This window comes from uncultured Nonlabens sp., from assembly GCF_947495285.1.
Taxonomy (GTDB): domain Bacteria; phylum Bacteroidota; class Bacteroidia; order Flavobacteriales; family Flavobacteriaceae; genus Nonlabens.
In genome coordinates this window covers 1-13519 of record NZ_CANLXZ010000048.1, presented here as the reverse complement: position 1 = coordinate 13519, position 13519 = coordinate 1, and the positions used below count along the sequence as shown (strand labels likewise).

Annotated in this window: 5 protein-coding genes; 4 read left to right on the top strand and 1 reads right to left on the bottom strand. The window is 37.5% G+C overall.

Annotation, left to right across the window (positions count from 1 at the left end):
• The 3 genes from Q0838_RS13650 to Q0838_RS13640 all read left to right on the top strand — a co-directional run.
• The coding region (locus tag Q0838_RS13650; RefSeq protein WP_298956273.1) for an SdrD B-like domain-containing protein at positions 1-2063 on the top strand (2063 nt) is incomplete at its 5' end.
• A 48-nt stretch (positions 2064-2111) separates the two neighbouring features.
• Positions 2112-3047 carry a type IX secretion system membrane protein PorP/SprF gene (locus Q0838_RS13645; protein ID WP_298956270.1) on the top strand — a complete coding sequence of 312 codons (936 nt, stop codon included), beginning with the start codon at positions 2112-2114 and terminating at the stop codon, positions 3045-3047.
• Between the two features lie 23 nt (positions 3048-3070).
• Positions 3071-5062 (top strand): OmpA family protein, encoded by a 1992-nt coding sequence (locus Q0838_RS13640; protein ID WP_298956268.1) that lies wholly within the window; start codon positions 3071-3073, stop codon positions 5060-5062.
• A 113-nt stretch (positions 5063-5175) separates the two neighbouring features.
• Here Q0838_RS13640 and Q0838_RS13635 read toward each other — a convergent pair whose 3' ends face one another.
• On the bottom strand, positions 5176-6792 hold the full coding sequence (locus Q0838_RS13635) for a peptide chain release factor 3 (RefSeq protein WP_298956265.1): 1617 nt from the start codon (positions 6790-6792) through the stop codon (positions 5176-5178).
• 430 nt (positions 6793-7222) lie between these two features.
• Here Q0838_RS13635 and Q0838_RS13630 point away from each other — a divergent pair.
• Positions 7223-13519: DUF11 domain-containing protein (locus Q0838_RS13630; RefSeq protein ID WP_298956262.1), on the top strand; the 6297-nt coding region annotated here is incomplete at its 3' end.

The window sequence follows — 13519 nt, the reverse complement described above, 5'->3', positions numbered from 1 at the left end:
ACGTACAAACTGTACCAACGGATGCAAACGGAGAATGGACAGCAACAGTTCCAGTAGGATCTACGGATGTAGATGTAGATGAATCTACTTTACCTGTTGGGTTAGATAATTTCACAACTGTAGGTTCAGATCCAGAAACTGTAGATGCGTTTGGAGGTACTAATGTTCCTACCTTGGATGATGGTTATAATGATCCTATGGGTACAGTTAGTGGTACAGTATATGAGGATGTTAATGGAAATGGAATTCAGGATACAGATGAATTAGGTATTCCAGGTGTTGAATTGGCAATTGTGGATAGTGAAGGTGTAACTCAAATTGTAACAACTGATGAAAATGGTGATTGGTCGGCAATTGTGCCAGTAGGTAATACGTCGATTGACGTAGATGAAACTACATTACCAACTGGTATTGATAACCTAACAACTGTATCTTCAGATCCTGAAATAGTTATAGCAGTGGTAGGAGTAGATACTCCAAGTACCGATGACGGTTACAACGACCCTATGGGAACTATTAGTGGAACTGTTTATCTAGATGTTAACGGTAATGGAATACAAGATGCGGACGAGTTGGGTATTCCAGGAGTAGATGTAATAATTGTAGATAGTGATGGTGTATCGCAAATAGTGGTTACCGATGCTAGTGGTGATTGGTTAGCAATGGTGCCTGCTGGATCCACTAATGTTGACGTGGATGAAAGCACCTTGCCAGAAGGTGTAGATACATTAACTACTTTTGATTCTGATCCTGAAAATGTTACAGCATTGGCTGGTGTGAATACACCGACTGTTGATGATGGTTATGACGAGCCGATGGGAACCGTAAGTGGAATTGTTTTTGAAGATACTGATGGTAATGGAATTCAAGATGCTGGTGAATTGGGTATTCCTGGAGTGAGTGTTGTTGTTGTAGGTAGTGATGGTGTTACACAAACGGTTGTGACGGATTCTAATGGTGCTTGGATTGCAACAGTTCCAGTAGGTGATACTTCAGTAGACGTTGATGATACAACATTACCGACAGGTGTTGATTCCTTAACTACTATCGGTTCAGATCCTGAGATGTTAACAGCAGTAGCTGGAATGGATACACCTAGTTTAAATGATGGATATTTTATGTTGCCTGATAATGATATGGACGGTATTCCAGATGTAGATGATATTGATGATGATAATGACGGTATATTGGATGTTGAGGAAGGTCCAGGTGATTCTGATAATGATGGGATCCCTGATTGGTTCGATCAAGATTCAGATAACGATGGTATTCCTGATAACGTTGAATCTCAGACTACTGGTGACTATATAGAGCCGAGTGGTGTAGATAGTGATGGTAATGGTCTGGACGACGCATATGAATCAACTCCAGGAAGTGGTGAAGGTATTGATCCAATAGATTTTGATGGTGATGGTTTCTCTGATTATCTAGATGATGACTCTGATAATGATGGCGTACCAGACAGTACGGAAGGATTTGATTTTGACAACGATGGTGAACCAGATGTACTGCCTTCTGGTGTAGATGTTGATATGGATGGTTTAGACGATGCTTTTGATGGCGATCTTAGTGGATACGGAGATCCTAATGGAGATGTAGTTGTTGATAATCCAGCAACAGATCTTAACAATACAGATGGAGATTCTGAGCCAGATTATAGAGATATTGATGACGATAATGATGGTGTTAATACCGGTCTTGACTCTATTGAAGACGACTTTGATGATGACGGTGTTCCGGACTATCTAGATGAGGATGTTAGAGAGGTTGTTGTTTTCAACGCGGTTACTCCAGATGGTAATGATGATAATGAATTCTTCTTACTTCAAGGAATTGAGAATTTTGAAAATACAGTTCGTATCTACAATAGATGGGGTGTTGAAGTTTATAACGTAAATAACTATAATAATACAAATCTTGCATTCAGAGGGGTTTCTGAAGGTAGGGTTACAGTTTCACAAGGCGAGCAATTACCTGAAGGGACTTATTACTATGTTTTCAGTTATGTGAATGACCAGGGTCAGACTGTTGAGAAGGCAGGATATTTATATATAAATCGATAATATTCAAGTTCTGTCCCTAGTGGGCAGAACTTGTTTAATAAAAATAGCATGAAAAAAATATTAACTTGTTTATTGTTATTCGCTTTCGCGAAAGCGGTTACCGCACAACAAGATCCCCAATACAGTCAGTACTCTTATAATCCTATAGTTGTAAATCCCGCTTATGCAGGTAATCGAGGAGTAGCAAGTATAGTAGGTTTACACCGAAGTCAGTGGGTAGGTCTAGATGGAGCACCTAGAACCCAGACGCTATCATTTCATACTCCTCTTTCTAACAGTCGTGTAGGTCTAGGATTGAGTATAGTAAATGATGAGATAGGCCCGGCAGATGAGACTTATGTAGCTGCAGATTTTAGTTATACGATTCCAGTAGGCGAGGATTCTCGATTAAGTTTTGGTCTTAAAGGTGGTATTCATGTGCTAAATGTTGATTTTACAAAACTGAGTCGCTTTGATGAAGGTGATTCTAGATTAATGGAAAATATTGAAAATAAGCTTTCTCCTACGGTAGGTTTAGGGATGTATTACCATACAGAGAATTTTTATTTAGGATTAAGTGCCCCTAATTTGTTTCAAACAGATCATTTTGATGAGAGTAATGACTCTTCAAGTACGACTTATATTGCTAGTGAAAGAATACATTATTTTGCTACGGCAGGTTATATTCTGGACTTAAATGATGCAATTAAGTTTAAACCATCTGCATTAGTAAAAGTGGTTCAAGGAGCTCCATTACAGGTAGATCTGTCAGCAAACTTTTTGTTTAATGAAAAATTGACATTAGGAGCGGCTTATAGATGGAGTGCAGCGGTAACAGGTTTAGTAGGCTTTCAAATAAGTGATCAAATGATGATCGGATTTGCCTATGATAGAGAAACTACAGAGTTAGGAAACACTGCTTTTAATGACGGTAGTTATGAACTATTTATGAGATTTGAATTATTTAACAGCTACGATCGTATCATAACACCTCGTTTCTTCTAAGAAAAATAAACACAGCATATATTATGTTTAAAAAACTATACATATTACTTATTGTTTTTACCTTTTCTTTTGGGCATTCCCAAAAGGGTAAACTTGATATTGGAAATGAAAAATTCAAAGCTCTAGCATTTATAGATGCTCAGAAAATTTATTTAAAGCTATTAGAAGATGGCTTTTCATCTCCTCAAGTACTGTCTCAATTAGGAGATACTTACTATTATAATGATGACCTTAAGGAGGCGTATAAGTGGTATAATCAGTTGTTTCAAGATTATGAAGATCAGGTAAGACCAGAATACTTTTTTAGATATGCACAATCTCTAAAATCGGTTAATAGATACGAAGAGGCAGATAGGTTGATGGCAAAATTCAATACTTTTAAAGGTTTTGATTTCAGGTCCAATTTGTATTCTGAAGAACCTAATTATCTTCAAATAATTGATTTTCAATCAGGTAGATTTAATGTAGTCAACACAGTGGGAATTAATACTTATTCCTCTGATTTTGGTCCTGCTTTTTTAGATTCTGAAAATCAAGTTCTTTTTGCTACTTCTAGAGATTCTGGTTCTATGGTAAGTAGAAGACACTCATGGAACGACCAGGCTTTTCTACAATTGTATACTGCAAACGCAGATAAAAATGGTAAATTAAGTTCTCCTAAAAGATTATCTAATAAGATTAACACAAAGTATCATGAAAGTACACCTGCTATCACAGCAGATGGTCTGACAATGTACTTTACACGTAATAACTATGATGATGGTGTCTATAGACAGGATATTGATGGTGTAAATAAGCTTAAGATTTTTAGATCTTATAAAGAAAATGGTAAATGGTCTAAGCCTGTATCTCTTCCATTTAATAGTGATCAATACTCCGTGGCGCACCCTGCATTAAGTCCTGATGGTAAGAAATTATACTTCTCTAGTGACATGCCTGGTGCCACAGGTTCTGACATAGATTCAGAGTTTACTAAGTCAGATATTTGGGTGGTAGACATTCTAGAGCAAGGTCAGTTTTCTGAACCTAGAAATCTTAAGAATATAAATACCCCTGGTAGAGAGACCTTTCCATTTGTTAGTAAGAATAACACGTTATATTTTGCTTCTACAGGGCATCAAGGCCTAGGAGGCTTAGATGTATTTGCTAGTTCTATAAATCCTGATGGCAGTACGAGTAAAGTTATCAATATAGGTAAACCCATTAATACAGTTAACGATGATTTTTCTTTCATAATAAATGACGATACTAAAATAGGGTATTTTACTTCTAACAGGCCAGGAGGTTCTGGTGATGATGACATCTATAGATTCATACAGTTAGAAGACCTAAGAGACCCTTGCGAGGTTTTATTAACTGGTACCGTTATAGATAAGAAAACTAAAGAGCCTATGAATAAGGCCATGGTTTTAATACTGGATGCTAATAATAATACAGTAGATCAATTAGTGACAGCAGAGAATGGTAAGTATGTTTTTAAATTAGAATGTGGTAAGCAGTACTTTGTCAGAGCACAAACAGAAGAGTATTCACCAGTTGAAGAGCTGTTCTCATCGCCTACAAAGTCTGGTTTCATAGATATTCCACTAGAAATGGAACCTTCTCGTATAGCGGTGTCAGATTGTGATGACATAGGACCATTGTTAGGCATTGAGCAAATTTATTTTGATTTTGATAAATTTAATATCAGAAAAGACGCAGCTATTGAGTTATCAAAAATTAAGGTTTTTATGGAATTGTATCCACTTACTAAGGTCGAAATACGCTCTCACACAGACAGTAGAGCTCCAGATAGCTATAATGATGTGCTTTCAGAGAAAAGAGCGCAGAGCACTCGCAATTGGCTTATATCGCAAGGTATCGACGCTTCTCGTTTAACAGCCAAAGGTTTTGGTGAGAGAAGACTTTTAAATAAATGTTCAAATGACGTAGAATGTTCTATAGAAGAACACCAACTTAATCGTAGATCAGAATTTATTGTTACCAGTTTAGAAAGTTATAAAAATTGTGATTAATTAGGCTGGAAACAGCATTATCTCATAAAAAAAGCTCTTAACATGTCCAGTTAAGAGCTTTTATATTTTTATGAGATGTATGGAGCTTTTGCGCAAGCGTAATTAACCAACTATCACAGTGCATCAACAGCTGGTTCAAATTCAGATATGAAATGAAACTTAATACTAGGGTATTTTTGCTGAGTCATTTGTAATGAAAAAGAAGAGTCTGCTAGAAACACCAGTTGCCCACGTTTATCTTTACATAAAAACTTAGATTTAACGCGTTTAAAATCAGTAAACTCGTTAGATTTTGCCACGCTTTCATCTACCCAACAAGCCTTGTGTACATTCAGGTTTTCATAAGAACATTTTGCCCCATATTCATGTTCTAGTCGGTACTGTATTACTTCAAATTGTAACGCACCCACAGTACCTATCACCTTGCGACCATTGAGTTCTAGAGTAAATAATTGCGCAACACCTTCATCCATTAATTGATCTATACCTTTAGCAAGTTGCTTAGACTTCATAGGGTCTGAATTATTTATGTATCTAAAATGCTCGGGAGAGAAAGACGGAATTCCTTTATAGTGTAAGGTCTCACCAGAGGTTAAAGTGTCACCTATTTTAAAGTTTCCAGTATCGTGTAGTCCTACGATATCACCAGGAAAAGACTCATCTACTATTTCTTTTTTCTCAGCAAAAAAGGCATTAGGGCTAGAGAATTTTAAATTCTTATCCAGTCGTATATGTTTATAAGCTTTATTTCTTTCAAAAACCCCACTTACTATCTTAATAAATGCAAGTCTATCTCTATGTTTAGGATCCATATTAGCATGTATCTTAAATACAAAACCACTAAATTGATCTTCCTTAGGCTCAACTAATCGCTCCTCGGCCTTTTTAGGTCTAGGTTCTGGTGCTATTTCTATAAAACCATCTAATAATTCCTTTACACCAAAATTGTGTAAAGCACTACCGAAAAATACAGGCTGTAAATCCCCATCTAGATATTCTTCCCTGTTAAATTCAGGGTAAATACCATCTACTAATTCTAGTTCTTCTCTTAAAGTAACTGCCGCCCGCTCGCCCACTAGTTGATCTAGTTGAGTATCATTAAGGTCGCTTATTGCTTTAGTCTTGTGTATCTCCTTAGAAGAGGCACCAGTAAAAAGATTAATATTTTGTTTATGTATATTATAAATACCTTTTAAATCATAACCCATACCTATTGGAAAACTGAGAGGTGTAACCCTTAAACCCAGTATCTGTTCGATTTCATCCATAAGGTCAAAGGCGTCCTTTCCCTCTCGATCCATTTTATTAATAAACACGATCATGGGAATATTGCGCATTCTACATACCTCGACTAGCTTTTTGGTCTGTTCTTCCACACCTTTTGCCACATCTATTACCACGATCACGCTATCTACTGCAGTGAGAGTTCTAAAAGTGTCTTCAGCAAAGTCTTTATGTCCAGGAGTATCTAAGATATTAATCTTTATACCATCATATTCAAATGCTAGTACTGATGTCGCTACAGATATACCTCTTTGCCTTTCTATTTCCATGAAGTCACTGGTAGCTCCTTTTTTTATTTTATTATTTTTTACCGCACCAGCTTCTTGTATAGCTCCTCCATAAAGAAGTAGTTTTTCAGTTAACGTCGTTTTACCAGCATCTGGATGTGAAATAATACCAAAGGTTCTACGCCTTGCGACTTCTTTCTCAAATTGTTTCTTATTCATAAGAGTACAAAAATAGAGAATAGATCGCGATCTATAGAAATTTACTTTGTCTATTGTTATCGTTTGTGATGTTCCTTAAAATAACATCTTCTTTAGGTAGGTATCGCTTTCGCGAAAGAGGACTTATAACAATCAACGGTATATATTAAGGTATCGTTTTTCTTTTAAAAATGTCCCTTTAACTAGTTTCTTTCATACTTAATCGAGGAAATGCATGCTATTTTACGTTTAAACATAAATAAACTGAACTTAATCGTGTTAAAAAGTACTTAATCGAATATTTTACAACTTAAAACTCGGCGGTTACATTACAGCCAATTTATTTTTAAATTCGTTGAGTATATGTAGACAGAGCGCATTGTTTTGTTAACAAAAAAAGATACTACTTATGGGAAAATTTACTCCTAGTTTGAAATTTATTTTTTTTACAATGAATAAACTCATTAGAATCAAGTCCTTTGTTTTTACCATCATATTTCTGTTAGCTGCTCACATGGCTTACAGTCAGTGTATAGATACATCACCTCTCGGTGATTGTGATGGTGATGGAATCATAAACTTCGATGACCTAGACGACGATAATGATGGAATAACTGATGCTGACGAAGGGCAAATTATAACAACGGTTGTTTTGGATCAAGTCGCTCCATTGCCTGCTTCGGCATTTATATCTGGTGGAGGTGTTATTCCAGATGGTAGTGCAGGGTTAAGACTTTTTGATATAACTAATACGTATTTTCTCGATCTTTATGAAGGACCCAATTCTTTTCCCGGTGCTCCTTTTTCTTTTGACACAACCACTGGAAGAATTGAGGCAGACGCTGCTAATGTTCCAGGTGGTGGTGCTGGGACAGGGCAAGTGGTTGAAATCGTATATACTACATTAAATTCCCAAAACCCATTTGTTCTAACTACTTTTGAGGTTAATGGTATTGATAGTATGACGGCCCCAGTAGATGATGCGGGAGTTAGAGATGGTTACGTATTTTCAGAGCCAGGTACATTTCAGACAGTAGGGGCTCCAGCAGGTGCAATAGTAACTGTAGATCCTTCTGCACCAGACGGTGTAGGTGATTTTGTTCCTGGTCAATTAGATCCTGATGGAAATAACGTAATTGGTAATGTAGGTCAGTTCGATCAGGTTCTTGCTGTGGATAGTACTCTTTCAGACGTGTTGTTGAATATGGCAGGTCCTGTTAACGGGCACAACGTGTTGTTTACTTTTGAAACTCCACAAACAGAAATGTCTTTATTTGCTTTCAACTCTGGTGTTGGTAACATGTTTTGGGGACTTTTCCCGCAACTTAATTTTGAGCTAGAGGTATTAAACGGTTTAGATACGGATAATGACGGCTTTCTTGATTTTAGAGATCTAGATTCTGATAATGATGGTTGTTCTGATGCTAACGAAGCATATGTTAATAACAATGCAGACCGAGGTGATGGAGGTCAGTTCGGTAATGGAGATCCATTAACAATAGCTAACGGCGGTGTGAATGATGACGGTACTGTTGCTAATGCAGCTGCAACATATCCTGGTAATAATAATACAGTAACAAGTTCTGTAAGATTAACACAAACTCAACCAGCCCAAGATACTACTGGGTTAGAAGGTATTGATACTCAAATAACAGTACAGACTAGGGCAGATGAAGCAACAAGTTACTCTAACGGTACTCCTATATATGGTAATCCAGGTAATGCAGATTTAAGAACTACTTATCAGTGGTTTCTTAATGGTGCACCTATTGATGCTACGACAGATGGTGGTATTTACTCAGAATTTTTAACAGAACACCTTACTATTGCAAATACACCTGCCAGTTTAAATGGCAATGTATATGCAGTAGAAATTAGACATTTAGATAATGTATGTATTCTAGAGACTAGTCAAGCAAGACTTACTGTAGTTAACAGTTGTGATGCGGCATTATCAGGTTTACCAGATTTTGATAACGATGGTGTAAGTGATTTATGTGATCTAGATGATGATAATGATGGTATTTTAGATACTGATGAAGGTTTTGTGCCGGCTACAGAAAACACAGCGTTTACACCGGTTGTTTTTTCACCTTCTTTAAATAGTGTTACAACAGGTGTTGCATCAGGTAGATTATTTGAATTTGAAAGTTGTGAAGGAAACTTTACAGCAGATTTTGATTTTGTTTCTTTAGGAGGAGATATTCCTCGTTTACAAGCGCAAGGTATAACAGCATCAAATTCCAGTAGCACGTTTACTTCAGCGTTACAAGCTAATTATAGGACGCCTCCTGCAGCTGGTAATTCCTCTGTAACATATACTTTTTCTGAAAGAGTTGATGTAAGGATAGGTTTGTTTAATAATGAGGGTCCTGTTGGGGCTACTGAGTTTGTGACCTTTTATACGCCTTTTGATTCGTTTTCAGATACTGCTGGTACAGTAGGGGTTCAAGGATCTGGTGGTACTTTTGAGGTGGTTCAAGGGGTGAATCAACCGGCTGTATGGCACAATCAAAATAGAAATATAAGAGGTGGTAGTGCAGATCCAAATGCAGTTACTTATTTTCAATTTAATGATGTAACTTCAATTACTTTGGGTCTACAAGGTGATGGATTAACACAGAATCAATTAATTGAGATTTCTAGATTTATAGAAGGCGGTGTTTGTCCTGATTTTGATTTAGATACTCAGGTAAATTATCAATCTCTTGATGCAGATAATGATGGTATCTATGATGTAGTAGAAGCTGGTGGTCAGGATACAAATAATGATGGTATAGCCGATGGTGTTATAGATCCAGCAACTGGTATTCCTAGTAGTGCAGGTGCAGGTTTAGCGCCTATAGATACTTTAATGGATGGTAGCTTTGACTTTTTAAATGGAGATAGTGATGGTGATGGTTGTAGTGATTCTAATGAGGCTTATAACGATCCAAATGCCGATGGTGGTGATGGTTTACAGTTTGGTGTAGGAGAGCCTGGCGCTATTAATCCAGATGGAACAGTAGTTGCAGCATCATATTCCACAGCGCAAAATCCACAAGTTTCAGCGGTAACTACAGTCGGCCCTAATGCAGACGGTGATTTACTTGCAGATACTTGTGATGATGACGACGATAATGATGGTAATCCAGATACTAATGAAATAGGTAATAATTCTGATCCTAGCGTATCTGGTGCAATGGACGACATAGGAACCACGCCTATAGATACTCCTGTTACTATTAATATATTAGATAATGATGACTTTTTACCAAATAATGATCCTAACAACTTAGGAAATACAATAATTACTCCAGTTAGTAATTCTGGTACAGGTACGGTAACTTTTGATCCAGACACAGGAGAAGCAACCTACACGCCCGGTCCTGGTGAAACATTAGGTCCAGTGACAATTGTTTACGAAGTATGTAACGATGTTGATAATGACACGACTTTTGATGCGAATAATATGCCAGCAACAAATACTGCCGATGATGTTTGTGAGCAAGCCACGTTTACAATTGAGTTAACAGATATTGACAGCGACGGCGATGGAGTGGTAGACAGCGCAGATGTTTGCCCAGGGTTTGATGATATGGCCGATAATGATGGCGATGGTATTGCTGATGGATGTGATTTAGATGATGATAACGATGGGATTTTAGATAGTGTAGAGTGTGTGTTTACACCACCTTCATTTCCTATAGATTTTAACAATTTGACAGCCGCACAGCGCGCAGTGTTAAACGGCCCTTCTGGCGGTACTGTAGTTTTTGATACAGGAGTCATAGGAGTCGCTGGATCTAATATTATGGTAGAAATAACATCTTCTGCTTCGCCAAATGCGGTAGATTCTAGCATCGTTAGTTTAAATGGTAGTGATAGGGCTGGTGCACAAACTGGCTTTTTTGATAATGCCAGAGATGCATCTGGTGAGTCTGGTGCTTTAGTGACATTTAGTTTTAGTGAACCTGTAAGTTTTGATATAACTTCAATGGGTCATAATTTCCTAGGGAATACTGAAAACATTATTATAACTGCAGATGTTCCTCTTCAAGGTTTGATAGATACAAGAGGCACAGCTTCAAATTCTAACCCAATCCTGCTAACAAACGACGGCACGGTTGATACCAATGCTGACGGTCAACCCAATTATACGCTTTCTGGCGTTGCTACCAATAAAATTCAAATTGTTTCTAACGATTTTACTCCAGGTACACCTGTTGCCCCTCTTAACGGTAATGGTACCTTTTGGGGAGCAAGTTCTACAACGTCTATTTTAAGGACAGTATCTGTTGAATATTTTAGAACAGATCCTACGGAGGCTCCTGGTAGGGAACCTTATAGAATTACTATTTCTCCAGGTGCGCCAGATAGTGACGGTGATGGTATTGTAGATTGTTTAGATTTAGATAGCGATAATGACGGTTGTAACGATGTGTTAGAATCAGGTGGTACCGATGCAGATGGTGATGGTATTCTAGGTGATGCTGCTACAGTTGTAGATGCAAATGGACAAGTTACCTCTGGTAGTGGAGACATTACAGGTGGTTATGATGGTGCTTCTGGTGCAGAAACAGTTGCTACAGAAGTAGTAATAGATACCCCACCAGCAGATCAAACGGTTACAGAAGGAGATTCCGTAACATTTGAAGCGGCAGTTACAGCAACAAACACAACAACTTATTCTGGTTTTGCACCAAGTACCACACCAGATTATAGTGCTAATTCAGGTAACGCAAATGGCAACATACAATACCAATGGTATGATGGTGATCCAAATTCTGGAGGTTCATTGATTTCAGGAGAAACCAATAGCACATTAACTTTTAATGCAGCATTGGCAGATAATGGGAATCAATATTGTGTAGTAATTACACATCCAGATAATGTTTGTTTCACAGAAACAAGGTGTGCTGTTTTAACAGTTAATGAAGCAGATAGTGATGGTGATGGAGTACTAGACAGCGCAGATATTTGCCCAGGTGGCGATGATAGTGCAGATAATGATAACGATGGTGTTCCTGATGTTTGTGATTTAGATGATGATAATGATGGTATTTTGGATACAGAAGATTGTGTTTTAGTTCTAGGAGGTGCTGTAGGTCAACTACCAGATATTTGGTTTGATATCAACGGATCAGGAGAACTTACAGGTGGAGGTGGAAGTAATTCATTACTTCCAGGTCAATTGCAAAATAATAACAGACCTTCGTTTTTAGATTCTTCAGCTACGGTTTCTTATGGTACAGATGTAGAAGGTAATCCTATCAATTTAAATTTCGGTTCAGGTATAACGGTTACAGATAATCCACTTCCTTCTACAATATGGCGTATAAGTGGTGCAACCGCAAACACATTACAAGAGGCCATTGCAGGGGATGATTATTTAGAATTTGGATTTACTACATTGGCCTATGGTCCTGGAGTATTCGAAGCTAGAAACTTTAGTACTTTCATGTTTGCATCGGATAGTCGTGGTAGTCTTGATTATTTCGAAAATTTAGGTATCGTAGTTTCTGATGACCCAAATTTTACAACTTCTACGGTTCTTTTTTCTGGAGCAACAATTGCACAACCAGTTACCAATGCTGGGTTAGACTTTGCTGGTGGTGGTTTTATAGATTATAATCTTAACGAATTCCCATTAGATCAGTCAACTACATATTATTTTAGAGTTTACTTTTATGGAGACGCAGATAATGAAGGTCTTTTAGATTCAGTAGGGTTTGATTTTATATTACGTCAGGATTTAGATCAAGATGGTATAATCGACTGTTATGATTTAGATAGCGACAACGATGGTTGTCCAGATTCTTTAGAATCAGGAGGTGCAGATGCAGATGGTGATGGTATTCTAGGTGATGCTGCTACAGTTGTAGACGCAAATGGACAAGTTACCTCTGGTAGTGGAGACATTACAGGAGGTTACGATGGTGCTAGTGCTACTAATGCAGAAACAGTTGCTACAGAAGTAGTAATAGATACCCCACCAGCAGATCAAACGGTTACAGAAGGAGATTCCGTAACATTTGAAGCGGTAGTTACAGCAACAAACACAACAACTTATTCTGGTTTTGCACCAAGTACCACACCAGATTATAGTGCTAATTCAGGTAACGCAAATGGCAACATACAATACCAATGGTATGATGGTGATCCAAATTCTGGAGGTTCATTGATTTCAGGAGAAACCAATAGCACATTAACTTTTAATGCAGCATTGGCAGATAATGGGAATCAATATTGTGTAGTAATTACACATACAGATAATGTATGTTTCACAGAAACAAGATGCGCCACTTTAACCGTTGAAGAATCTGCTGATATTGCAGTTAATAAAGTATTAACAGCAGCAGGTCCTTTTGTTATTGGAAGTACTGTTACTTATGATATTACAGTAAGTAATAATGGGCCAAGCACGGCAACTAATGTGTTGGTTACAGATACTCCAACAAATTTAACAATTACTGGGGTTACAGGAGGATGTACATCATTCCCTTGTACAATACCAAGTATTGCACCAGGATCTCCTGCAAGTGATGTGGTAATTACTGTTACTGCAACAATAGATGATTCTGGTAATTTTACAAATGGAGTAACAGTAAGTGCAGACCAGCCAGATCCAAATTTGGCAAACAACGAAGATGCAGATACACAACCAGATAATATCGGAAATGTACCAGCTCTACCACCAACAGCGGATCCTGAAGTTGTAATGAATGCAACAATCAATACTCCAGTAAACATTAGTGTTTTAGATGGA